Annotated in this window: 18 protein-coding genes and 1 riboswitch; of the genes, 5 read left to right on the forward strand and 13 right to left on the reverse strand. The window is 37.8% G+C overall.

All coding sequences use genetic code 11. From position 1 onward, the window contains the following. Window positions 1–13: 13 nt before the first annotated feature. Complete coding sequence (locus CN326_RS11450) at window positions 14–709, forward strand: GNAT family N-acetyltransferase (RefSeq protein WP_098309156.1); 696 nt, start codon at window positions 14–16, stop codon at window positions 707–709. A 173-nt stretch (window positions 710–882) separates the two neighbouring features. Here the strand turns inward: CN326_RS11450 and CN326_RS11455 are convergent, their stop codons facing one another. From CN326_RS11455 to rlmD, 7 genes are all read right to left on the reverse strand, one after another. Beyond that, window positions 883–1,752 carry an HD domain-containing protein gene (locus tag CN326_RS11455; protein WP_098309157.1) on the reverse strand — a complete coding sequence of 290 codons (870 nt, stop codon included), beginning with the start codon at window positions 1,750–1,752 and terminating at the stop codon, window positions 883–885. Between the two features lie 252 nt (window positions 1,753–2,004). Then, on the reverse strand, window positions 2,005–3,549 hold the full coding sequence (locus CN326_RS11460) for a DHA2 family efflux MFS transporter permease subunit (protein ID WP_098309158.1): 1,545 nt from the start codon (window positions 3,547–3,549) through the stop codon (window positions 2,005–2,007). Between the two features lie 639 nt (window positions 3,550–4,188). Next, window positions 4,189–5,289, reverse strand: coding sequence for a glycerophosphodiester phosphodiesterase (locus tag CN326_RS11465; protein WP_098309159.1), 1,101 nt, complete (start codon window positions 5,287–5,289; stop codon window positions 4,189–4,191). Window positions 5,290–5,683: 394 nt separating this feature from the next. Continuing rightward, window positions 5,684–6,391, reverse strand: a complete 708-nt coding sequence (locus CN326_RS11470) for a M48 family metallopeptidase (RefSeq protein WP_098309160.1) — start codon at window positions 6,389–6,391, stop codon at window positions 5,684–5,686. A 121-nt stretch (window positions 6,392–6,512) separates the two neighbouring features. Further along, entirely contained in the window at window positions 6,513–7,043 is a 531-nt protein-coding gene (locus CN326_RS11475; RefSeq protein ID WP_098309161.1) for a YehS family protein, read from the reverse strand. Window positions 7,044–7,547: 504 nt separating this feature from the next. After that, the gene (locus CN326_RS11480) at window positions 7,548–8,537 is read right to left on the reverse strand and encodes a tRNA dihydrouridine synthase (RefSeq protein WP_098309162.1); all 990 of its coding nucleotides are present in this window, start codon (window positions 8,535–8,537) and stop codon (window positions 7,548–7,550) included. Window positions 8,538–8,950: 413 nt separating this feature from the next. Beyond that, a complete protein-coding gene (gene rlmD, locus CN326_RS11485) occupies window positions 8,951–10,327 on the reverse strand; it encodes a 23S rRNA (uracil(1939)-C(5))-methyltransferase RlmD (protein WP_098309163.1) in 1,377 nt (458 codons plus the stop codon). Window positions 10,328–10,449: 122 nt separating this feature from the next. Beyond that, window positions 10,450–10,551: riboswitch (purine riboswitch) on the forward strand. A 181-nt stretch (window positions 10,552–10,732) separates the two neighbouring features. Between rlmD and CN326_RS11490 the strand changes: the two genes are divergently transcribed. The 4 genes from CN326_RS11490 (at window position 10,733) to CN326_RS11505 (ending at window position 15,850) form a co-directional block, all read left to right on the forward strand. Beyond that, window positions 10,733–11,929 carry a NupC/NupG family nucleoside CNT transporter gene (locus CN326_RS11490; RefSeq protein ID WP_098309164.1) on the forward strand — a complete coding sequence of 399 codons (1,197 nt, stop codon included), beginning with the start codon at window positions 10,733–10,735 and terminating at the stop codon, window positions 11,927–11,929. A gap of 188 nt (window positions 11,930–12,117) precedes the next feature. Further along, window positions 12,118–13,236 (forward strand): polysaccharide deacetylase family protein, encoded by a 1,119-nt coding sequence (locus CN326_RS11495; protein ID WP_098309165.1) that lies wholly within the window; start codon window positions 12,118–12,120, stop codon window positions 13,234–13,236. Window positions 13,237–13,433: 197 nt separating this feature from the next. Next, window positions 13,434–14,525: a polysaccharide deacetylase family protein gene (locus tag CN326_RS11500; protein ID WP_098309166.1), complete on the forward strand. Its 1,092-nt coding sequence runs from the start codon at window positions 13,434–13,436 to the stop codon at window positions 14,523–14,525. A gap of 95 nt (window positions 14,526–14,620) precedes the next feature. Next, the gene (locus tag CN326_RS11505) at window positions 14,621–15,850 is read left to right on the forward strand and encodes an aminopeptidase (protein ID WP_098309167.1); all 1,230 of its coding nucleotides are present in this window, start codon (window positions 14,621–14,623) and stop codon (window positions 15,848–15,850) included. Window positions 15,851–15,902: 52 nt separating this feature from the next. Here CN326_RS11505 and CN326_RS11510 read toward each other — a convergent pair whose 3' ends face one another. From CN326_RS11510 to gatA, 6 genes are all read right to left on the reverse strand, one after another. Beyond that, complete coding sequence (locus CN326_RS11510; RefSeq protein WP_483295645.1) at window positions 15,903–17,312, reverse strand: NAD-dependent succinate-semialdehyde dehydrogenase; 1,410 nt, start codon at window positions 17,310–17,312, stop codon at window positions 15,903–15,905. Between the two features lie 91 nt (window positions 17,313–17,403). Then, window positions 17,404–18,786 (reverse strand): sigma-54 interaction domain-containing protein, encoded by a 1,383-nt coding sequence (locus tag CN326_RS11515; protein WP_098309169.1) that lies wholly within the window; start codon window positions 18,784–18,786, stop codon window positions 17,404–17,406. A 229-nt stretch (window positions 18,787–19,015) separates the two neighbouring features. Further along, window positions 19,016–20,377, reverse strand: coding sequence for a 4-aminobutyrate--2-oxoglutarate transaminase (gene gabT / locus CN326_RS11520; protein WP_098309170.1), 1,362 nt, complete (start codon window positions 20,375–20,377; stop codon window positions 19,016–19,018). A 277-nt stretch (window positions 20,378–20,654) separates the two neighbouring features. Then, on the reverse strand, window positions 20,655–21,557 hold the full coding sequence (locus tag CN326_RS11525) for a diacylglycerol kinase (protein ID WP_098309171.1): 903 nt from the start codon (window positions 21,555–21,557) through the stop codon (window positions 20,655–20,657). A gap of 427 nt (window positions 21,558–21,984) precedes the next feature. Beyond that, window positions 21,985–23,415, reverse strand: coding sequence for an Asp-tRNA(Asn)/Glu-tRNA(Gln) amidotransferase subunit GatB (gene gatB, locus CN326_RS11530; RefSeq protein WP_098309172.1), 1,431 nt, complete (start codon window positions 23,413–23,415; stop codon window positions 21,985–21,987). 14 nt (window positions 23,416–23,429) lie between these two features. After that, complete coding sequence (gene gatA / locus CN326_RS11535; protein WP_098309173.1) at window positions 23,430–24,887, reverse strand: Asp-tRNA(Asn)/Glu-tRNA(Gln) amidotransferase subunit GatA; 1,458 nt, start codon at window positions 24,885–24,887, stop codon at window positions 23,430–23,432. Window positions 24,888–24,894: the final 7 nt, after the last annotated feature.

Genomic DNA, 24,894 nt, shown 5'->3' on the forward strand with positions numbered 1-24,894 from the left:
AGGAGACCCAAGCATGAACATTCTGTATGAAGGAACGTTAAAACAAAACGAGCAATCATTCAAAGTTGCACCATTATCTTTGCATCACATCGAGCAAATTTTATCCGTACAAGATGATGTAATTGAAGCACTAGAAAACAAACAAAACTTGCAGCCTCTTACATTAGAAGAATTTCAAAATATATTAACAGGAAATGGCTTCATGATCGGTGCATTCATAGATGAACAACTCATTGCATTCCGTGCACTCTTAGTTCCACCGATTGATGAAGAACATTTAGGCTTTGATATTGGCTTACAAGGTGAAGAATTAGAACGTGTCATCTATCAAGAAGTCTCAAACGTTCATCCAACTTATCAGGGAAACGGACTGCAAAAAATATTAGCGAAAGTCATTATGGAGCAATTAAAACAGGTAAATAACAAATACGATTACGTTTGCTGCACCGTTGCGCCGTTTAACATTCCTAGCTTAAAAGACAAATTTGCTCAAGGGATGGAAGTTGCTGCGCTGAAAGAAAAATATAGCGACCGATTGCGATATGTATTTGTGAAAGAGTTACAGAGTGAGAGAACAAAAGAATGGACGAATATAGAAAAACTCCTAATGAGTGATATTGCTGGGCAGAAAAAGTTGTTAGCGGAAGGGTATCGTGGGTATGAGATGGAGTTTCGTGGTGGGGAGTATTGGGTGCGGTTTTGGAAGTAGGTAGGTAGCTATTACTTCCTGATATTATTGGATTTATTATGGAAAGAAAGAAAAAGGTGAGGTACTACTATCTGTAGTGTGTCACCTTTTTTCAATGAAACATCCTTCTTAGAAAATGGTAGGAAGAACTTGATAATTTTCTCCTTCCACTTTTAAGTGTATACTCGCCCTCTCTATAATTTCGAACAGTTCCTTAAGTAATACTGATAAAATAATTCATCAGACCACCCCATTCGATGTCTTAGCTCAGTTAAATACGCTAATAGAATAAAGGGACCATCTGAATTGAACTCAAAAGAAACCCCTCTTTCTTGCAGATTATTTGCTAACGGGGTGATCATTTCAATATTTCCACTATGATAAATCGCCTCACTAGAAGTAGAAACTTCCTTCGCAAATTTTAATACACCTCTTTCATACAATTTCGCTTTTTGTGACTCATAAATGCCATACGCACAACTGAATAATACATCGATGTCCTCCAACGTAAGTGTTTCTTTTCCAATAAATAAATTTTGTGTTTCTTTTTCGAACACCCGAATAATTGGAATGTCCCGCTTTTTTTCTTTCAAAGCATGCAAAATACTCATGTAATACCATGATTGGTCACGTTTTCCACGCTTAAAACGCGACCATACTTGATCGTCTTCTCTTTCTACGTCCTCTTGAATGGACCGTAAGTTATGTAATTTATCTGCGATGATTAAAGTAATCTCTTCATTCGAACGGTGTGGAAGAGATAGAATAGTATGATTCTTTCGTTCTTCCCATGACAATGATTTATCTGGTTCTGAAGCCGCCTGAACCAGCTTCAACACTTCTTCGCCAAAATGCTCGTACAACTCAGCCTCGGTTGTATTTGTATCTTCTAAAGTATCATGCAATAATCCTGCGGCAATCACTTCATCACGCTGCTTTGCTTTCTGTAAAATGAGCGCTACTCCAAATGGATGTATAATGTACGGAATGTTCGTGCCTTTGCGCATTTGGCCTTCATGCTTAATAGCAGCAAACTGCATCGCTTTCTCAATTAATCTGCTCATGTCACTCATCTCCTTTCCATTTATTTATATTCATAACATAAACACCGCTCAGAATAAAATCTTCCGAGCGGTGTTTACTTCTCTAACCACTTAAGTCATTTGATTTTACGAAATCCTTCTTTTACAGTTAGCGTTTCGTTAAATTGTACACGACCTTCGTCCCCCGTCTTCTTCCATAATTATTATCAGATGAAGTGTTCGCCAAAATTAAAAGCGCCCCCCTTTGTAAAGGAGGCACTTTTGATTTATTTATTAACCTCTAACAAATTCCCCTGCTCCAGCTTTTTCCTTATTGTCCTTTTGCTCAACCTTATAACGAGCTCCACCTACAAATAAGGAAACAAGCAATCCGATGATACCAGCTATCATTGCCAATATAAAGCCATGGTGCAACGCGTTTTCTAATGCTCCTCTCATGAATTCTACTAGCTGAGGAGGAAGCTGTGTATGATTTTGCATCAAGATTTCTGGTTTTGCTAATTTTTCAATTTGATTAGCCGGCATTTGAGAAGATGACGCAAAACCTATCATCTTTTCTTTTAAATCATTGTTCACAATGGTTGCTGTAATTGCAGCCCCCATCACACCACCAATACTTCTCCAGAACCCAACAACTGATGAAGCAATCCCCATGTATTTCATATCGACGGATTGGGCTACAGCATTTTGCGCGACACTCATAAGCGGCCCCAGAACAATCAATCCCATTGTGATCATAACAAGGGTTACTGTCAATTTCGCAGTATCATGTGTAATGTTACTAAGCATATAAGCCTCAAATATTCCAACCGCCATCGAAATGACCATGATAGTACGGAAAGGAACTTTCGTACAAAGGAAACCTCCTAAAATCGCACCAATCATAATCGGAAACATCATCGGTGTTAATACACCATTTGAATTTTCATTCCCAATAATAGCTACTGAAAGAATGGGAAGATAAGTAATCGCAGAGAACATGATTGCTCCCTGACAAAATACAACAATACTTGTACCTAGCACCATTTTATTTTTAAATATGGAAAGAGGTAAAATTGGTTCACTAGCCTTTCTTTCCACTAATATGAACAACACAATTGATATCGCAGCTGCACTAAACATTCCAATAATTTGAGCGGAATCCCAAGCATAATCCTTCCCGCCCCATTCTAAACCGAGAAGAAGGAGAACAGTTGAAGCAATTAATAAAACCGTTCCAAGATAATCAACTTTTGGTTTATGTTCTGATTTAGATTCTTTTAAAGAAAACAATAAAGTAATAATCGATAAAATGCCAAAAGGAACATTTACATAAAAGCACCATCTCCACCCTAACCAAGAGGCTTCAGAAATCCAAGTTCCTATTTGTGGTCCAAGAACTGAGGATATACCAAATATCCCAGCAAACACACCAGACATTTTTGCTGCTTGTTTAGGATCTGTAGAAATTGAATAAATGATTGTGAATGAAATCGGAAAAATAGCTCCTGAACCTATCCCTTGAATAACACGATACGCAATCAACTGATCTATATTTTGAGCAGTTCCGCATAATGCCGAGCCAATTAGAAATAAACTGATCCCGAGTAAATAAAACAGTTTTCTTCCAAATAAATCGCTCATTTTCCCAAACACAAGCATCGTACTTGTTGCCGCAAGCATATAAGCCGTAAAAACCCAGCTCATTTTATCAAATCCACCAATATCCTTAATGACTTGACTAATACTCGCAGAAACAATGGTGTTATCCAAAGATGACATAAACAGTCCCAATGCCATAGCTATGATTACAAAGGGCATTCTTTTGTTCTTTTCCATTGCGCTCTCTCCCCATTTCTTCAATCCTATCCACTCAAATAGAATAACATTTTTCCATTAAATAACAATAAAATTCAGAAGTGGTTTTTTGACAAAAATCTACTTCGTTTGTAACAACAAAGCTACTGACTATAATTATGCTTTGAAATTTAGACTATGTGGATTAATTGTCGCGAAAGTTACTTTAAATGTATTGAGTCTATATTTCTTCTTATTGAAGTACTAATGTTGCCACATACACTCTCCACATGTGCAGAGTGTATGTGGCAACACATGGGGTGTTGGTGAGTTTTACTAAATCTGTAAATAGCATGTGGTCAATACCTCGTCTTTTGCTTCTCATTTTACCTTTCGTTTCACATTTACCTTAAATCTTAGAAATGTATATCTTAGTGCTTTCTAGAATGGCAAAAGCACCTATCTAAGTTTGAAATAAAGGATAGGTGCATCACAATGAAACTTTAATAATATAAGAATAGCCATTTCATCCCTGGTATGGGTGGAAAATCGTTATTACGATTTTTTAAAAATTTGAGAGATTAATAGATAAATATTGACAGCCATAATCTAAAGTAGTTGAAGATGTAAGTATATTGTATAATTTTTTCTTCAAAAGTATTAGCACTACTTTATAAGTACTCACTTCTTGTGAGCAGAGTAGCTCTTGGGTAGTTTCAGACTATTCTGTTCCATGACCACACGCAGGCGGTCCGGGTAGTCAGTGATCATTCCGTCGACGCCATCATTGATAAGCTTTTGCATAGTAGGCTGGTCATCAACCGTCCAGGGAATGACCTTCATTCCGTACTTGTGCGCTTCCTGAACCATGCTTTTCGTCACATAGGGCACGTAATTCTCATCAGTAACTTTGCCGTTCTGCGGGAAACCGTGCACTGGAGAGATGGCGTCTATTCCTAACGAGTGGGCAGCCGCAACGGGGTCTCCGCCAAAGTCGTCGATATCAATTCCACCTAACCATGGAGAGGAACCCGGCTGACCAGGCTGCAGGAACTCTGGACCGTTGGTCAGTGCAACGAGAGGTAAACGAGGCTCAACCTCGTGCATTCGTTTGAGCGCTCCCCAGTCGAAGCTTTGAATCGACACTCGGTTGAGCATACCGGCTTCGCGAACTTCTTTGGCAACAATCTGTACGAATTCTTCACGTGGAGCAGTTTGCTCAGGTGCACCGGCCTCCACCTTCGTCTCGATATTCATCCACACATCGTTGGCGTTATAGAGCTTGATAAGGTCAAAAATCTCGGTTAGCAGTGGTATTTGAGCACCAGGGCTCGGGTGCTGACCTGGGAATTGCGGCAACGTCTTTGAGCCACAATCCAGCGTTCGTACTTGGGCAAGGGTTAGATCTTTTATGTACTTACCGACGTAGGGGTACTCAGGGTCACCAACGAATGCAGGACTCGTGTCCATGCACTTGGAACCCGAAATCTTTCGGTCGTGCGAAATAACAGCTTGATGGTCTTTGGTGATCTGCACGTCAAGCTCAAGTGTGCTCACACCGACTTCGAGGGCATGGGAAAACGAGGCAATCGTTGACTCAACGGTTAGCCCAAGTCCGCCTCGGTGTGCCTGCAGGTCGAACCCTTTAGGACCAAAACTCTTTGAGTTGCCTGACCAGGACGGATTCTCAGTGGCTGAGGCTGATTGTGCTGAAACTTGGCTAGCTCCTGAATACACCATAAGGGCTGCCATTGTTGCTAATATAAATTTTTTCCTCTTCATTTCTACTCATCTCCTTATAAAATCTATTACTCTTATAAGTTTAGATGACTGATGTAATATCCCTATTAATAATATGATAAGAAATAGTAAAGGGAAATAAAGCGCTTACACACGGGAATTGAAGAAAATAAAATTGAATATCGAATTGATGGTAGTATTGAAATACACTACAATTTTGCAAATCCGTTAAAAGAAGTGTAAAGGCAACGTACCAATAAAGGGACGTTGCCTTCTTTATATTATTTAGTTTTTAAAATAAGTTGCGCCACGCACTCCACATGCGCGGAGTGTATATGGCACTACAATGGGATGTTTGTGAGTTCAGTTATTAAGAGAAGAAGCAATTATAAACTAAAACTGTAGTGCAATAGTAATCGCTCCAACGATGTCACTGCTAAACCGTCATTTTCCAGCTTGATAATGCTAACCAGTCTTCCATTTCCTTATAATCAGGCATTATCTTCCCAACAAGGCGCCAAAAGGATCGATCATGATTTAGGTGGACCATATGACACATTTCGTGAACGACTACATAGTCGATCACCTGCTGAGGTGCCATTGCCAGCTTCCAATTAAATGTTAACTGTAGATTTGAATCACAAGTGCCCCACGTACGATTACTATCTGTAATACGAATGGACCGTGGTTTTGTTTTAAAGTTACTTTGATACGATTTAATACTCTTCTCTACTAATGCCTTACACTGCTTATAGTAAAATCGTTTTAAAGCTTGTTGTATTTTCTCATTCTTAAGCTCTTTCACATAAATATGTAGCTTATCTCCCTCAAACACTGCGTTATCTTGCTCAATACTTGCATCTTGAGAAATCTGTATCGGATATGTGTTCCCTAAATATAGAAAGCCCTCTCCTTGATCATAATCCTTTTCCTGTGGTCCAAGCACTCGCTCCTGCATTTCCTTACGTGTTTTCTGAATCCAATCCCATTTCTCCTCTAACAATTGGACTAAGTATTCAACAGGCGTTCCTTTCGGAGCTTGTACTTCAACATTTCCGTACGAATCTACATAAATACGTACAGATTTTTTCTTTTTATAATTTATATGAAAATTAATTGTCTCACCTAAATATGTATGTATCATTTCATCACCTAAAGTATTCGTTCATGTTATTTTTACAAATAAAAAAGAGTAGGCTACAAACGTCCTACTCTATCTATTATATCATTTACTGTTTCAACATAAATGTTACAACGCTTATTCCTTATCCTCTATACTTTACAGCTAATCCCTTTACGAAATTCCTTGCGTATCTATCGCCGCACTCTTTGTAATTCTTATGACCTTTCTTTCTTAATAGAGCGCCTAACTCTCCTTTTGTCACCTTAACTCCTACGCTGTCTAATATATCAAGCACATCTTCACTCGTTAATGAAAGTGCTATTTTCATTTTCTTTAGAAGAAGGTTATTGGCATTCTCATTACTCTGTAAAGGCATCGCTTGTCCAGCTGGTTGCCCTGGTTTCGGATCTTGCTTTCCTCTTTTTAAAGTAATAAATCCATTTAAAAATGACTCTAACATCATCATATCGCATGTTAATACGTAATCATCTTCGACTACATCAGCACTTTCAGCTTCATGCTGGGGACTTTTCTTTACTTTTGTAAGCATATCAACTACTTCTTCTTTCGTTACTTCAATGCCACCAAGTTTAAATATCTCTACCATATCTATATCTTTTATATCCATAGCATATCTTACTCTTTTTAATATATCATTATTGCTCATTGCCATTGTTAGTCCTCCTAAAATGTTGATTATTTATACGGCTGTTAAAGTTTATCCTCTAACATGCTTTAAACTATCATGTTTAATATAACCTTTTAGTTAATGTCCGCTAAATTAATACTTTAACATTTTAAAGATAGGTTTTATAGTCTTACCCGAACTTTTCTCCATCATTGTATCTATAGATCTCTTACGTGTTTTTTGCATGCTTATAAAAAGATTTCCCTCATAACATTAACTAAAAGAAAAAACAGTGCTTTGATTTCTCAAATACACTGTTCTCTTCCAGCTCTACGCTTATTTTGAACTCAACCAAGCCACACACTCCACATGTGCAGAGTGTATGTGGCAACACAAGAATGCTGGTAGATTTATTACATTCTTAAGACCTTCTTCTTTCAGAAAACAGACCTTACCAAAACAAAAGTTGCCGTCTGCAAAGGAACTCGAAACTGAACAAAATAAATACACATAAGTTGATGTAATTCATTTCCCTCTAACTTTTGAGAGTTACATCATTTCACTGTCCCCTGCCTCATCAACACTCTTTTCAAATTTATCAAGCAATGCACGCACTTCATCTGTTGATTTCGTGCTCATCAATTGATTTCTTAATTCAGCAGCTCCATGGAATCCTTTTACATAAATTTTGAAAAAGCGATGAAGCCCTGTGATTGAACGTGGCAGTACTTCCGCATATTGATCTTGAAGATCAAGCTGTAGTCTTAAAAGATCAAGGTGTTCTTTACTGGTATGCTCTTTTGGCTCTTTTTCAAAAGCAAAAGGATTTTTAAAAATACCTCGCCCGATCATAACGCCATCAATACCATATTTTTCAGCAAGCTGCAGCCCGATTTGACGGTCAGGAATGTCTCCATTGATTGTTAGTAGCGTATTTGGTGCAATACGGTCACGTAATTTTTTGATTTCCGGAATTAGCTCCCAATGCGCATCTACTTGGCTCATTTCTTCTCTTGTACGTAAATGAATAGAAAGGTTCGCAATATCCTGTTTTAAAATATGCGTTAACCACTCCTCCCACTCATTTAACTCCTTAAAGCCAAGTCGTGTTTTCACGCTGACAGGCAGTCCGCCCGCTTTTGCTGCTTGAATAAGTTCTGCCGCAACGTCTGGACGCAGAATAAGGCCACTACCTTTTCCTCTCGATGCCACATTCGGCACAGGGCAGCCCATATTAATATCGATACCTTTAAATCCTAGCTCTGCCATGCCAATACTCATTTGACGGAAATATTCGGGATTATCCCCCCAAATATGTGCCACCATTGGCTGTTCATCTTCTGTAAAAATCAAACGGCCACGCACACTTTTCATACCCTCTGGATGACAATAGCTATCCGAGTTTGTAAACTCTGTGAAAAATACATCCGGTCGACCGGCTTCACTTACTACGTGACGAAAAACAACATCTGTCACATCTTCCATTGGTGCAAGTACAAAAAATGGTCGTGGTAAATCACGCCAAAAATTATCTATCATTTCAAACTCAAATCCTCTCACTATGGATACAACTGCAAACTCTCGGTCAAAAAATATAAAGTGAAACTTTAATCAGTGGGGGTTTTCTTCATCCCCCACTGATTATTAGTTGAACCAATCGGGCTTTTACGGGCAGTTTATCTCCCACCTAACTTCTTTGCTTTCACCGAATTTTGAGGTGGGGGTATTACTGCCCGTTAATGCGGGATAAAGCCAAATGTTCCACTTCTTTTACACTTATATCATGCTTAATAACTTATTATCAAACACAAGTACATTTGGACATTTATAATTTGTGGAAAACTATTGTGAAAATCGGCAATGTTTATTTTAACTAAAATCGGTCCTGAATGGTATTCTTATAAACAAAAAAGCAGATGGTATAGATTTTTTCTATATCAACTGCTTTTCTATTATACCAACTCCAACCAAGCAACACACTCCACATGCGTAGTATGCGGGAACATATCCACAGGCTGAACCTCCTGCGTTTTATATCCGCCTTCTTCAAGAACTTTCAAATCGCGTGCAAGTGTTGCTGGGTTACAGGATACGTATACAACGCGCTTTGGTTTCATATCAATAATTGTATTTAGTAGTGCTTCATCACAGCCTTTACGCGGTGGGTCGACTACGATTGTGTCAGCGATGATACCTTGTTTGTACCAGTTCGGAATGACTACTTCTGCTTCTCCTACGCCAAATTCAACGTTTGTCATGTTGTTTAGTTCTGCGTTTCGGTTTGCGTCTTCGATTGCTTCTGGGACGATTTCAACGCCGTATACTTTTTTCGCTTTTTGCGCTAGGAATAAGGAGATTGTTCCGATGCCGCAATAAGCGTCGATAACTGTTTCGTTTCCATCTAATTTTGCGTACTCAAGCGCTTTGTCGTACAGTACTTTCGTTTGCGTTGGGTTTACTTGATAGAATGAACGCGCTGAAATAGCAAATTTAATATCGCCGATGAAATCATAGATATATTCTGATCCATACAGGACTGTCGTTGTGTCGCCAAAAATGACGTTCGTGCGTTTGTTGTTTACGTTTTGAACGATAGATTTTACGTTTGGAAACTTCGCTGTAATTTCTTCGATGATTGCATTTTTGTTTGAAAGTTCTGCCGTACGTGTAATAAAGACAAGCATGATTTCGCCTGTTACTTGTCCGTAGCGAGCCATTACATGACGAAGTGTTCCTTTATGACGTTCTTCATTGTAAGCCGTTATGCCGTGCTTCTCACAAATGCGTTTTACTTCTTGAATTAATGTATCGTTTTCTTCTGCTTGGATTAAGCATGTTTCCATATTAATGATGTCATGCGTTCCTTGGCGGTAGAAACCAGCGACAAGTCCGCCTTCACGTTCTCCAATTGGCACTTGTGCTTTGTTTCGATATACCCATGGATTTTCCATGCCAAGGACAGGGTGAACAGGTACATCATGCAGTCCACCGATGCGCTGCATAACGTCACGCACTTGTTTTTCTTTTGCTTGCAGCTGTCCTTCATATGTTAAGTGCTGAAGCTGACAACCGCCGCACTGGTTATATACTGGACATTCTGCCTCTTTGCGATATGGACTTTCTTTATGAAGCTTCATTAAACGACCAAAAGCAAAGTTCTTTTTCACTTTAATAATTTTAATTTGTGCTTCTTCACCTGGTAATCCGTTTTTCACGAAAATAGGATAGCCATCTACTTTCGCAACACCGGCACCGTCATGTGTTAAATCTTCAAACACTACATCTATAAACTCGTTTTTTTCAACTGGTGGCGTCATTTTATTACTCATTTTCCGACCTCTCTTTTTTCATCACACTGCGTTACATTTTACCATACTCCCCTGTCCTTTAGCCATTGGAAGAAAAAAAGCTATTGACGATTTTTGTCGATTAATGTTACGCTACTACTAATTCAATACGGATGGTGTTACCTCATATATACTTGATGATATGGATCGAGAGTCTCTACCCGGCAACCTGAAATTGCTGGACTATGGGGAAAACTAATGAATATTAGCTTTTTTGTGTATATAAGGACTCATATTGATTAGCTTTCTCGCATAGAAGGAAGTGGATCTGTATGGGTCTTTTTTTATTTTCATTTTAAAGGTCAGACATCATACGTATAACTTAAAACCTCGAGATTAACTTCTCTATTTATTACAAAGTAACAACATCTGAAAGGAGCAAATTTTGTGCAATATGTGATGAGTATCATCGGCATTCTTGCCGTATTGGGAATTTGTTTTGCTTTTTCCAACAACAGAGCAAAAGTTAATTTCCGCGCTATTATTATTATGCTTGCTTTCCAAATTTTAATTGGTTGGTTTGTATTTGGAACAAAAATTGGTCAGCAAATTATTGTTTGGATTGGTAAAGTCTTTAATAAATTGATTCAACTTGGTACTACAGGTGTAGACTTTTTATTTAACGGAATTCATAAAGATTTTGTCTTTTTCTTCAATGTATTATTAATTATCATCTTTTTCTCCGCACTACTTTCTGTTTTTAGTTATCTTGGTGTTTTACCTTTCATCGTGCGCGTTGCTGGCGGTGCAATTTCGAAAATTACAGGCTTGCCGCGTGTGGAATCGTTCCACGCTGTGAACTCTGTCTTCTTTGGATCAAGTGAAGCGTTACTTGTTATTAAAAATGATCTGCAGCATTTTAATGCAAATCGTATGTTTATCATTTGCTGTTCAGCAATGAGTTCGGTATCTGCTTCTGTCACAGCATCTTATGTAATGATGTTAGATACAAAATACGTATTAGTGGCCCTGCCGCTGAACTTATTCTCTAGTCTAATCGTTTGTTCACTATTAACACCAGTTGATACGGCGCAAGAAGATGAAAAACTGCAAAAGTTCGATAAAAATCTTTTTGGCAGTAGCTTAATCGACGCGTTGATTAACGGTGCATTAGACGGTTTAAAAGTAGCCGGAATTGTTGCGGCATTAATGATTGCTTTTATCGGTGTAATGGAAGTTGTAAACTTCGTGATTTCTTATGCATCAGGCGCACTTGGTCATAAAATTACACTACAACAAATTTTCGGTTACATTCTTTCACCGTTTGCATTCTTAATGGGAATTCCAGCACACGATGTTATTTCTGCCGGTGGTATTATGGGGACAAAAATTGCATTAAACGAATTCGTTGCTATTCTAGATTTAAAGAAAATCATGACTACATTATCCCCGCGTACAGTTGGGATTGTTACAGTATTCTTAATCAGCTTTGCAAGCATTAGTCAAATCGGCGCAATTGTCGGTACAATTCGTGCCCTATCTGAAAAACAAGGGCGCATTGTATCACGCTTTGGATGGAAGCTCCTTTGTGCTTCGACGCTAGCTTCTATTTTATCTGCAACAATTGCAGGGTTATTCATTTAACTATGCAGGCAGCTCCCTATTTAAAATAGGGAGCTGCTTTTTGTTTTCTTCACAAAAATTTTACATATTGCTCATAGGCTAATAAAATATAGTATTTTTGCCTTAATTAACCAAAAATGATATTTCCCTCTATATATGAGAGTGATATGATTAACAAGGGTATAATACACAATAGAAGGATGGATATAATGAAAAAATACGCACTAATGGCTTTACTTTCTTCTACCATTCTCACAGGTTGCAACACTAGTGTAACTAGTGATAAACAGAAAAAAGATGCAGCCGCTGAGAAACAAGTGGAACCGAAAAAAGTTGAAGCGAAAACAGTTGATGTTCCCTTAACACAAGGGAATATAACATGGGAGCCTTTTGCACCTGATGCAAAAAGCACTGTGCTCTATATGAACCATTTAAAAGATGCGTTTACAGAAATACAATACCACGTTTGGCGCACTGCTGATGGCCCTGAAAGCAAACAAACATTTTCATCAAAGGAAAAAGAACGTAATTTTGCTTTCCCATTCCACTTAAAGGCTTTCAATTTGAAACGCGGGGAATATCAAATTGAAACAACAGGATTAAAAGAAGATGGCACACAAGTACCTCTTGCTAAATCTACAATTACCTTTCAACAATCTGTACCAATTCTAATGTATCATGCAATTGAAAAATACTCTGGACCAGGTGACGGCGAGTTAGGTTTGTATGTACCGCCAGCACAGTTCGAATCACATATGAAATATTTAAAAGATAACGGGTATACAATGCTGACATTTGAACGTTGGAACGATATAAATCGAGTCAATAAACCTATCTTTATAACGTTAGATGACGGACGAAAAAATAATATGAATGCCCTTCATATTTTACAAAGTTTAAAAGATGACAAATTCCAGCCAGCAGCGACAGAGTTTGTCGTTGCCAATGATATTGATGCACCAAATCGTCTTTCAAAAGATGAGATTAAACAGATGGTAGATTCTGGTATTTTCTCTATACAATCGCACACATCTACTCATGCGATGATGGCTTATTCAAACAATTACGATGAAGAATTACGCGTTTCAAAAGAGAAAATTGAAAGTCTTACTGGTCAGAAAATAATTGCTCTCGCGTATCCAGTAGGCTCTTATAACGATCAAGCTGTTGCAGAAACAAAAAAATATTACGAATTTGCAGTAACAACAGATCATGGCAATCATATGACAAAAGGTTTACCGAACGAACAATATTTAATTAAACGCCATTTTGTCGGACCTAACACATCAATGGCGCAATTTACAGCATTGGTAAGAGAGCGCAATTAATTATATAAATGCAAATTGGAAAACCGACATAAAAACCCCTTTCTTTTTGAGTGGGCGAGAGCAAGTGCAAATTATGTTTTGCTGTGCATAGCAGCGACTTATATGCGGAAAAATTAAAATGGATTTACATATTTTAAGGCTGTTTTATTAACAAAGCAGCCTCTTCTTATACAATTTGACTAAAGGATGCTTATTATATGAAAAAATACATTTCTACCATACTACTCTCTACTCTGTTCATCTCTGGTTGTAGTCATGTAACTCAACTAGATCCCAAAAAAGAAGTACACGCTGCTGAGCAGCAAACAGATAAGAAAACAGAAGAGAAAGTGCAGCCACAAGGAACTATTTCATGGAATCCGATTACATACGAATCAAAAAATACAGTTGTATACACGAAAGATGTAAAAGCGCCAATTACAGAAGTACAATATAAAATTTGGCGCACTGCTGACGGAAAAGAGAGTGCAAAAACATTCTCTTCTAAAGAAAAAGAGAACCATTTTTCTTTACCATTTGATGTAAAAGAATTTGAAGGAAAGCGCGGCGAATATCAAATTGAAGCAATCGGTATAAAAGAAGATGGGAAAACCGTTCCACTTGCAACATCAGCAATTGTATTCCAGCAATATGCACCAATTCTAATGTATCATGCGATTGATGATTATAAAGAGGGCAATGGTCTGAAAGATTTGTTTGTATCTCCTGCCAACTTTGAAGCACAAATGCAATATTTGAAAGACAACGGCTATACATTGTTAACCTTTGAACGCTGGAGTGACATTAACAAAGTCAACAAACCAATTTTTGTTACATTTGATGATGGTATGAAAAATAATATGAATGCCTTTCATATTTTACAAAAGCTTAAAGATGATAAGTTCAAGCCAACCGCGACAGAATATATAATTGTCAATTCCATCGATACAGAAGGCTCAATATCTACAGCAGATATAAAAGAGATGATTGATTCCGGCATTTTTTCTGTTCAATCTCATACAACAACACATGCCGATTTGCCGAAAATTACAAACTATGAAGAAGAACTAAAGGGTTCGAAGGAAAAACTCGAAAAGATTACTGGCAAACCCGTTATCGCTATTGCTTATCCATTTGGCCATGTAAATGACCATGTTGTTGCTGAAACAAAAAAATATTACCAATTTGCGACAACAACAAAACCTGGTCAATTTATTGAAAAAGGCGAGCCAGATGAATTGTTACGTATAAAACGTGTCCGTATTCATAACTCAACAACTGTGGAACAGTTTGGGCTGGCAATCAAATAAGAAAATAGAACTCGATTCCAATCGGGTTCTATTTATATTTTCAGAATCTTCATGTATTATGTACATAAGAACTATTTACGCAAAGGAGAATATATATGTCATTTGAACAAACGTTAGAAAAGTATGCTGCTCTAGCAGTAAATGTCGGAGTAAATATTCAACCGGGACAAACATTAAATATTGGTGCACCGATTGAAGCTGCTCCATTTGTTCGTCTTGTTACAAAGAAAGCTTATGAGTCAGGTGCAAAGCATGTGTATGTCGATTGGGTTGATGAAAATTTAACACGTTTAAAATTCGACTTAGCACCAGAGGAAGCATTTTCTGAATTCCCTGCTTGGAAAGCGCATGCACGTGAAGAACTAGCAAAAGAAGGAGCAGCATTTTTATCCATTTACGCAGAGAACCCTGATTTATTAAAAGGTGTAGATCCAAAGCGTATTGCTAGCGCAAATAGAGCAGCTGGAGAAGCAATGAAAACAGTTCGCGAATATATGATGACTGATAAAGTAAGCTGGTGCGTTATTTCTGTTCCAACAACAGAATGGGCAGCAAAAGTGTTCCCTGATGTACCTGAAGAAGAACAAGTAGCAAAATTATGGGATGCAATTTTCCAAGCAACTCGTGCTGATTTAGAAAATCCTGTTCAAGCTTGGAACGAACATAATAGTAACTTACATACGAAAGTAGGCAATTTAAACGACAAACACTATAAAGCACTATACTATAAAGGACCAGGAACAGATTTAACAATCGAACTTCCTGAAAAACATTTATGGGTGGGTGCTGGCAGCATTAACGAAAAGAATGTACCATTCATGGCAAACATTCCAACAGAAGAAGTATTTACAATGCCGTTAAAAACAGGCGTAAACGGCTATGTAACAAGTAAAAAACCATTAGTTTATGCAGGAAATGTTATCGATAACTTTACGCTTACATTTGAAAATGGTCGCATTGTGGACTTCAAAGCTGAAGTTGGTGAAGAAACATTAAAACATTTAATCGAATCAGATGAAGGCTCTCATTTCTTAGGAGAAGTTGCATTAGTACCGCACGACTCACCTATTTCTAATACAAATATTTTGTTCTACAATACATTATTTGATGAAAATGCATCTTGCCATTTAGCAATTGGTAATGCCTATGCTTTTAACTTAGACGGCGGTAAAACGATGTCAAAAGAAGAGCTAGCAGAAAATGGTGCAAACTCTAGTATTACACACGTAGACTTTATGATCGGTTCTGCTGAACTAGATATTGACGGTATTACAGCAGATGGTACACATGAACCAATCTTCCGTAAAGGAAACTGGGCGTTTTAATAAAGTGAATAAAGAAGAATCGCATCAACGGTTTCGTTGATGCGATTCTCTTTTATAGACCTAATGAAATATATTTAATTTCTAAGTACTCTTCAATTCCAAAGTAACCACCTTCACGGCCGATACCACTTTCTTTAAATCCACCGAATGGAGCTTGTGCAACAGATGGAAGACCGTCATTTAAACCAATAATTCCGTATTCTAATGCTTCGCTAATTTGAAATGCTTGGCTAATATTTGTTGTAAAGACATATGCCGCTAAGCCGTATGGTGTGTTATTTGCACGCTCAATTACCTCTTCAGCTGTTTTAAATTTCGCAACAGGGGCAACCGGTCCAAATGTTTCTTCTGTCATACATAGCATATCATCATGTGCTTCGCCAATTACAGTTGGTTGAACAAAATGGCCATTTAATTCTGCAATCTTTTGTCCGCCATTCAGTACCTTTCCACCCTTTTGAATCGCATCTTCTATATGTTCTTGTACTTTTTCAACAGCTGACTGATCAATAAGTGGTCCAACAGTTGTACCTGCTGCAAAACCGTCCCCTACCTTTAGTTCTCCTACAGCTACTTGGAATTTCTCTACGAAGTTTTCATACACATCTTCTTGAACAAACACTCTATTCGTACAAATGCACGTTTGACCAGCATTACGGAATTTCGAACCGATTACTGCTTCTACAGCTTTATCTAAATCTGCATCATTCATTACAATAAACGGTGCATGACCACCTAATTCTAATGAAACTTTTTTCACTGTTTCAGCTGCACCGCGCATCAATTCTTTTCCAATTTCTGTTGACCCAGTAAAGGATACTTTTCTTACGCGTCCATCATTCATCCACGTATCAGCAATTGCTTTCGCACTTCCTGTTACGATATTTATGACACCTTTTGGAATTTCTGCTTCATGTGCAAGTTCAGCTAATTTTAATGCTGTTAATGGTGTTTGGCTTGCTGGTTTTACGACCGCCGTACATCCTGCTGCTAATGCAGGTGCCACTTTTCTTGTAATCATCGCTGCTGGAAAGTTCCATGGCGTAATTGCTGCAATTACACCAACAGGCTGTTTCGATACAAGGATACGTTTATTCGGATGAGAAGCAGGAATCATGTCTCCATATACACGCTTCCCTTCTTCTGCATACCATTCTACAAAGCTATTCGCATAGTTTACTTCACCAAGCGCTTCTGCGAATGGTTTTCCTTGTTCCTTTGTCATAATAGCTGCAATTTCTTCTTTATGATCATCAATTAACGTGAACCACTTTTTCAATTTGTTCGCACGCTCAGCTGCCGTTAACTTTGACCAAGTCTTAAACGCTTCATGTGCAGCATCTACCGCTTGCTTTGCTTCAGTTACTCCACCTTTTGGAACAGTAGCAAATACTTCTTGTGTAGCCGGATTGTTAATTTCAATTTGTTCATGCAAATGAACAAATTCCCCATTAATATACATTGCTTTCTTATCTAAATTAATAGCCATTGTTTTTTTATCCAACCTTTTCATCCTCCTTTATATTTACTGTACCAAATGCAATGGTACTTTTTTAAATTCCTTCTTCTCCTCCAACGAGAAGCTCTTCTCCAATAAACTTTTTGATTTTTCTAGTTGCTGCAGACTGACTAATTTTTAAAGTCTCTGCTACTTTATAGCTTGATTGATGTGCTTTATACGCTTTCAAAATAATATTGCGCTCTACTTCCTCTAACATTTCATACAAACTTTTTCCGGATTGTTCGATTGTAGAATTTTGCATAGATAATGGTAAGTCTTCCAATGTAACAAGCTCATCTGCAGTAATAACAACACGTTCCATCACATTTTCTATTTCTCGGTTATTTCCTTCCCAAGGATATTCTAAAAATGCTTGTAGTACATGCGGAGATAGCTTCACATTACGCCCATACTTCTCATTAAAATGCTGCAGGTAATAATAGACTAGTGGTAAAATATCTTCTTGTCTCTCACGTAAAGGAGGGATATAAATCGGAATCACATTAAGGCGGTAATATAAATCCTTGCGAAACGTCCCTTGTTTCACCATTTCTTTCAAATTTCTATTCGTTGCGGCTACAATGCGCACATCTACTTTCTTTAATTCTCTGCCTCCTACTGGGCGGAATGTTTTTTCCTGTAATACTTGTAAAAGTTTCGCTTGAATTTCAAGAGGCATTTCTCCAATTTCATCTAAAAAGAGTGTCCCTTTATGAGCCAGTTCTAAAATGCCTTTTTTCCCTTCACGATGCGCACCTGTAAAAGAACCACTTGCATATCCAAACAGTTCAGATTCAATTAAATTTGTTGGCAAAGCGGCGCAATTGATTTCATAAAACATTTCATTTTTACGATGGCTCAATTCATGTAAATGGCGTACTAATCTACTTTTTCCAACCCCTGTTTCTCCTAAAACAAGAACCGTGCTATCTACTACAGATACTTTTTTTATCGTTTCAACTATCCTCTGCATAGCTGCACTTTTAAAAATAAGCCCTTCATGCTCATATGTTTCTCGTAATTCTTTTTTATACGTTTTTAATTGATCCGTCATTGCCTCTACCTTTTTTCGCAATTGATAGAGCTCTGTTAAATCACGTGAGTAGCTAATGACCCTTCTTAAATTACCGTGATCATCGAAAACTGGCCGTGTTCGAACATGTAAATATTCTCCTGACTTTGTTGTCTGCACTAATTCAATTGGCTTCTCTTTTTCGATGACTTCAAGTGTTGCAGACGGATAAAAAATCCCTTCCTTTTGTAACTCTTTTACACTCTTACCAACCAATTTCTCCGCCGGTAACTGGTAATGTCTTTCGCACATGCTGTTGACACGAACAACAATACCTTTCTCATCTGTTACAAAAATCTCATCAAATGCATGTTCAAATACATCTTTTAAATCCATAAATACTCGTTCCTTTTCCGCCACCATTCCAGTCACTCCCTGAAGTTTAAATATTTTCAAAGTTTTATAACCCTGCTATGATAAAGAGCATTTGAAATATCACAGATTGACGGTTCATCTTAGAGAATAAATGATATTCAAACACGTCCAATTTATATATAATACTTTGTCATTATTATATAACAGGGAGAACCGGAACAGTTGCAAACAAGTTTTTAAAATGAATATTTTACAGGAAACTCAATACGCTTTTAGCTTATACGTGTGCTTTATCTACTTTTCCATAACAAGCTTGAAGCGATTCTTCAAGAATGTTAAGCCCTTCTTCAAGTTGCTCATCTGTAATAACAAGCGGCATTAAAACGCGAACGACATTTCCATATGCGCCTGCCGTTAATAGCAATAAACCTCTCTTATTTGTTTCTGCAGTAAGATTTGCAGCTAACGTTTTATCTGGCTCTTTCGTTACTTTATCTTTCACTAATTCGAAGGCACACATTGCTCCTAACCCACGAACATCACCAATGCATTCATATTTTTCAGCCATTTGTTGAAAACGATCCATTACTTCTTTTCCAATATGCACAGCACGTTCATTTAAATTTTCTTTCTCCATTACTTCAAGAACAGCTAATGCAGCGCTGCATCCTAATGGACTTCCAGCATACGTTCCGCCTAATTCACCAGGTGCAGCCTCATTCATTACTTCTTTTCGGCCAATTACACCACTGATTGGTACACCCGCTCCTAGCGATTTAGATACAGTAATTAAATCTGGTACTACATCGTAATGGTCAATAGCAAAATATTTACCCGTACGGCCAAATCCTGTTTGAATTTCATCAGCAACAAACAAAATGCCATGTTCAGCACATAAACGATGTACTTCTTTTACAAACTTTTTACCAGGAACGATAAAGCCACCTTCTCCTTGTACAGGCTCCATCACAACAGCTGCAATACTTTCTGGTGCAACCTCTGTGATTAAAAAGTTTTTAAACTCTTCAATGATAAAATCTTCATATTGTTCTTCTGTTAATCCAGCTGGACGACGATATTCGTAAGGGAATGGAGCTTTATAAACCTCTGGTGCAAACGGACCAAATCCATGCTTATACGGCTTTACTTTACTTGTCATTGTCATCGTCATTAATGTACGGCCGTGGAACCCTTTTGTAAATGCAATAATCCCTGTTCGTTTCGTATACTTACGAGCAATTTTCACTGCATTTTCAACAGCTTCAGCTCCGCTGTTTAAAAACAATACTTGTTTATCGAAAGCACCTGGCGCTAACGCAGCTAGTTTTTCTGCCAATTCAATATACGATTCATACATCATTACGTTAAAACCTGTATGGATATATTGATCGATTTGCTTATGAAGAGCCTCTGTAACAGTCGGGTGACAATGTCCGACGTTGATTGTACCAATTGCCCCAGCAAAGTCGATAAATTGATTTCCATCCACATCTGTAACAAGCGCTCCATGAGCCGATTGTACAAATGTTTGAATTCCATTACTTACTCCTCTTGGTACGATATTTTGGCGGCGTTCAAATAATGAAGCTGCTTTTGAACCCGGAATATTTTGATTAACCTTAGCAAAATTTGTTTTCATTGTATATTCCACCTCTTTTAATGATTTGCTTTTTATATTGCAAAATGTGTGCCAATTTTCAAACACACTGTACTCCTATATTTTTATAAATTTTGACTCAAAAAATAAGTCCTTAAAGACTCTCTTTGAGTCTTTAAGGACTTATTCAAAAGATTTCTATCCATTCTCGTATTTCAGTCGCAGGAATGGATGGGACATGCTGATAAAAAATATATGCAAAAATACAACAAAAGTACAACGAACTATCAATTTACATTCTTTACAAAAAAACTACCTTTTACAAGGTAGTTTCTTTTTGCTCTGGAACAAATAATTCTAAACAGTGATATATATTTTCAAACTCCATCGGTGCATCGCCGCCGTACTCACCGTCTAAATTAATCATTAACTTTTCTGTTGAATGTACTTTAATTCGATTTGCCTGTGTATATAATACTTTCGGATTATTTATATGCTCACCGCGCTGCGCTTGTGTCGCTGCCTTAATTAGGTCTGCAATAGAACCCTTTTTTAATATTAACAAATCAAACAAACCATCATTAATAGATGCATACGGAGCTACTTTTTCAAAGCCGCCGACAGATCGTGTATTCGTAATTAAAAACATTGTAATTTCTTCTTGCAGCATTTTTCCATCATATTCAATTTCTACATATGTCGGATGCAAAGATGGTAACATTTCAATACCTTTTAAATAATATGCAAGTTGCCCAAGTACTGTTTTTAATTTACTTGGCACTTCATATGTTAATTCTGTAATACGGCCACCGCCAGCAATATTAATAAAATATGTATCATTTGCTCTTCCAAGATCAAGAGGTACCGTTTGACCAGCACAAATGATATCAGCAGCTTCTTCGATTGAACGAGGTACACCAATCGCTCGAGCGAAGTCATTTGTCGTTCCAACTGGGATAATCCCAAACTTCGGAAGATGCTCATTTCCAACTAACCCATTCACAACTTCATTTAACGTACCATCGCCGCCTGCTGCAATAACAACATCAAACTTACGCTCTGCCGCTTGCCTCGCTGCCACAGTCGCATCTCCAGGGCCTGTCGTCGCATGACATGACGCTTCATACCCTGCTTTCTCTAATTTTTGTAGTACTTCTGGCAAGCTCTTCTTAAATAATTCGCGACCAGAAGTTGGATTATAAATAATTCTTGCACGTTTCATATAACATTAGCACAGGAAAACCCTCATTCATCAAAAAGGGAAAGGAATAGCCGCCAAGCATTTGCTTAGCACTCCTATGCGTACCCTCCTCTCAATTCTACATGTATTTCCTTCAACCTAACAAAGCAATATAATTTCATTGTTAACACTAAATTAACATTTATTTCATACCATATTATGAAAAAATTCTCTCTAGATTTAGATTTATCATTATTACAACCTTTTTGCAACTATCATACCATACTTAACTGAAGGTATTTTTCTTATATTTGTCAGTTAATCAAACGTTTGTTTNNAAACAAACGTTTGATTAACTCAGAAAAACACCCATATTTGGGTGTTTTTCTGTTTAATCTTCGTTGTTGCATTCTCGCTTCAGCGGCTTCGCAATTTCTCATCCTAAGCGAAACGCCTCCACTTCTCGTGCTTATCGCTTGTTAATCTCTTCAAGTAAGATTTTATTAACAAGCGGCGGATTTGCTTGTCCTTTTGTTGCTTTCATAATTTGACCAACTAAGAAACCAATTGCACGGTCTTTACCGTTTTTGAAGTCTTCAATAGACTGTTCGTTATTATCAAGAATTTCTGTTACGACCTTACGAAGTGCTCCTTCGTCAGAAATTTGAACAAGACCTTTTGCTTTTACGATTTCTTCTGGGTCTCCACCTTTTTCAATTAACTCGTTAAATACTTTTTTCGCAATTTTAGACGAAATTGTACCTTTTTCAATTAATTGAATCATTTTAGATAAACCAGCTGGTGTTAGTGCTACATCTTGTAATTCTTTTTGTTGTTTGTTTAAGTATGCTAGTACTTCACCCATTAACCAGTTTGATGTTAATTTCGCGTCTGCACCATCTGCAACTGTTGCTTCGAAGAAATCAGACATCTCTTTCGTTAATGTTAATACGTGTGCATCATAAGCTGGTAAGCCAAGCTCTTCAACATAACGTACTTTACGAGCATCTGGAAGTTCAGGAATAGAAGCACGCACTCGTTCTTTCCACTCATCATCGATGTAAAGTTCAACTAAATCTGGCTCTGGGAAGTAACGGTAATCGTCAGATCCTTCTTTCACACGCATTAAGATTGTTTTCTTCGTTGCTTCATCATAACGACGTGTTTCTTGTTGGATGATCCCACCAGATAATAGTTCTTTTTCTTGACGTGTCTGTTCAAACTCAAGACCTTTTTGTACGTAAGTGAAAGAGTTTAAGTTTTTCAGTTCTGCTTTTGTACCGAATTTTTCTTGTCCAACTGGACGAAGAGAAATGTTCGCATCACAGCGAAGAGAACCCTCTTCCATCTTACAATCAGATACGCCTGTATATTGAATGATTGATTTTAGCTTTTCTAAGTAAGCATACGCTTCTTCTGGTGTACGCATATCTGGTTCAGATACGATTTCAATTAATGGCATACCTTGGCGGTTGTAGTCTACTAATGAATAACCTTCGCTTGTATGCGTTGATTTCCCTGCATCTTCTTCTAAATGCAGACGTGTAATACCGATGCGTTTCTTTTTGCCGTCTACTTCGATTTCGATCCAACCATTTTCCCCAATTGGTTTATCATATTGAGAGATTTGGTACGCTTTCGGGTTATCTGGATAGAAATAGTTTTTACGGTCAAATTTTGTTTCTGTTGCGATTTCACAGTTTAATGCCATTGCAGCTTTCATTGCAAAGTTAACTGCTTCTTTATTTAGAGTTGGAAGCACCCCAGGATATCCTAAGTCAATTACACTTGTTTGTGTATTTGGATCCGCTCCGAATTCTGTCGGACTCGCAGAGAAAATTTTCGAATTTGTTTTTAACTCAACGTGAACCTCTAAACCGATAATTGTTTCAAAATTCATCTATGCTCGCCTCCTTACAGACTTGCTTTTTTTGTATGATAATCTGTTGCTTGCTCGAACGCATGTGCAACGCGATAAATTGTTGCTTCATCGAAGTGTTTACCAATAATTTGCAGTCCAAGTGGCATGTTGTTTGCGCCGAATCCACATGGAACAGAAATTGCTGGAACACCTGCTAAGTTTACTGGAATTGTTAAAATGTCGTTTGCATACATTGTCATTGGATCATCGATTTTTTCGCCTACTTTAAACGCTGGAGTTGGCGTTGTTGGTCCGATAATAACATCATAGTTTACAAATACATTTTCAAAGTCATTTTTAATTAATGTACGTACTTGTTGTGCTTTTTTGTAATATGCATCATAATAACCCGAGCTAAGTGCGAATGTACCAAGCATAATACGACGTTTTACTTCGTCACCAAAGCCTTCGCTACGTGTATTCTTATACAGGTCCATTAAGTTATTCACATTATCAGAACGAACGCCGTAACGTACGCCATCAAAACGTGAAAGGTTAGCAGACGCTTCAGAAGAAGAAATTAAGTAGTATGTTGCTAGTGCATATTTAGAGTGTGGAAGCGATACTTCTTCCCAAGTCGCGCCCATACCTTCTAACACTTTTAAAGCAGCTAATACTGACTCACGAGCCTCTTCGCCAACACCTTCACCTAAGTATTCTTTGGGCACAGCGATGCGTAAACCTTTTACGTCGCCTGTTAAACCAGCTAAGTAATTGCCAACTTCAATGTTTGCAGAAGTTGTATCCATACGGTCAACACCTGAAATAGCTTGCAGTAAGTATGCATTGTCTTCTACTGTACGTGTAATCGGTCCAATTTGGTCAAGTGAAGATGCAAACGCAACTAAACCGAAGCGAGATACACGACCATATGTTGGTTTTAAACCAACAACACCGCAATATGCAGCTGGTTGACGGATAGATCCACCTGTATCAGATCCTAAAGAGAATAATACTTCGCCTGCAGCTACAGCCGCTGCTGAACCACCGCTAGATCCGCCTGGTACGTAATCTAAGTTCCAAGGGTTTTTTGTAGCGTAGAATCCAGAGTTCTCGTTAGAAGATCCCATCGCAAACTCGTCCATGTTTAATTTACCGATTGTAATTGTGTCAGCAGCGTTTAGCTTTTGCACAACTGTTGCATCGTAAATTGGGTCAAAGTTTGCTAAGATTTTACTCGCACACGTTGTGCGAAGACCTTTTGTTACGATGTTATCTTTCACACCGATTGGCATACCAAATAGTAACCCATTATCTTCAGCGCCTAATTTCGCATCCAATTCTTTCGCTTTTGCACGTGCATTTTCTTCATCTAATGTAAGAAACGCTTGTACATTATTTTCAACATCCGCAATACGTTTGTAAGATTCATCTACTAAATCCGTAACGGAAATTTCTTTGCTTTGTAATTTCTTATGTAACTCTGATACAGAATGATCAAATAATGACATCGAAATT

Origin of the sequence: Bacillus sp. AFS018417, assembly GCF_002560985.1 — a bacterium.
Classification (GTDB): domain Bacteria; phylum Bacillota; class Bacilli; order Bacillales; family Bacillaceae_G; genus Bacillus_A; species Bacillus_A rhizoplanae.

Coding starts and splice junctions, on each gene's coding strand:
- rlmD (WP_098309163.1), bottom strand. CDS start 10,327: ATGAGTAATAAAATGACGCCACCAGTTGAAAAAAACGAGTTTATAGAT.
- gatA (WP_098309173.1), bottom strand. CDS start 24,887: ATGTCATTATTTGATCATTCTGTATCAGAGTTACATAAGAAATTACAA.
- CN326_RS11515 (WP_098309169.1), bottom strand. CDS start 18,786: ATGGTGGCGGAAAAGGAACGAGTATTTATGGATTTAAAAGATGTATTT.
- CN326_RS11525 (WP_098309171.1), bottom strand. CDS start 21,557: ATGAAACGTGCAAGAATTATTTATAATCCAACTTCTGGTCGCGAATTA.
- CN326_RS11495 (WP_098309165.1), top strand. CDS start 12,118: ATGAAAAAATACGCACTAATGGCTTTACTTTCTTCTACCATTCTCACA.
- CN326_RS11455 (WP_098309157.1), bottom strand. CDS start 1,752: ATGAGCAGATTAATTGAGAAAGCGATGCAGTTTGCTGCTATTAAGCAT.
- CN326_RS11450 (WP_098309156.1), top strand. CDS start 14: ATGAACATTCTGTATGAAGGAACGTTAAAACAAAACGAGCAATCATTC.
- CN326_RS11505 (WP_098309167.1), top strand. CDS start 14,621: ATGTCATTTGAACAAACGTTAGAAAAGTATGCTGCTCTAGCAGTAAAT.
- CN326_RS11460 (WP_098309158.1), bottom strand. CDS start 3,549: ATGGAAAAGAACAAAAGAATGCCCTTTGTAATCATAGCTATGGCATTG.
- CN326_RS11465 (WP_098309159.1), bottom strand. CDS start 5,289: ATGAAGAGGAAAAAATTTATATTAGCAACAATGGCAGCCCTTATGGTG.
- gabT (WP_098309170.1), bottom strand. CDS start 20,377: ATGAAAACAAATTTTGCTAAGGTTAATCAAAATATTCCGGGTTCAAAA.
- gatB (WP_098309172.1), bottom strand. CDS start 23,415: ATGAATTTTGAAACAATTATCGGTTTAGAGGTTCACGTTGAGTTAAAA.
- CN326_RS11480 (WP_098309162.1), bottom strand. CDS start 8,537: ATGATAGATAATTTTTGGCGTGATTTACCACGACCATTTTTTGTACTT.
- CN326_RS11470 (WP_098309160.1), bottom strand. CDS start 6,391: ATGATACATACATATTTAGGTGAGACAATTAATTTTCATATAAATTAT.
- CN326_RS11475 (WP_098309161.1), bottom strand. CDS start 7,043: ATGGCAATGAGCAATAATGATATATTAAAAAGAGTAAGATATGCTATG.
- CN326_RS11500 (WP_098309166.1), top strand. CDS start 13,434: ATGAAAAAATACATTTCTACCATACTACTCTCTACTCTGTTCATCTCT.
- CN326_RS11510 (WP_483295645.1), bottom strand. CDS start 17,312: ATGTATATTAATGGGGAATTTGTTCATTTGCATGAACAAATTGAAATT.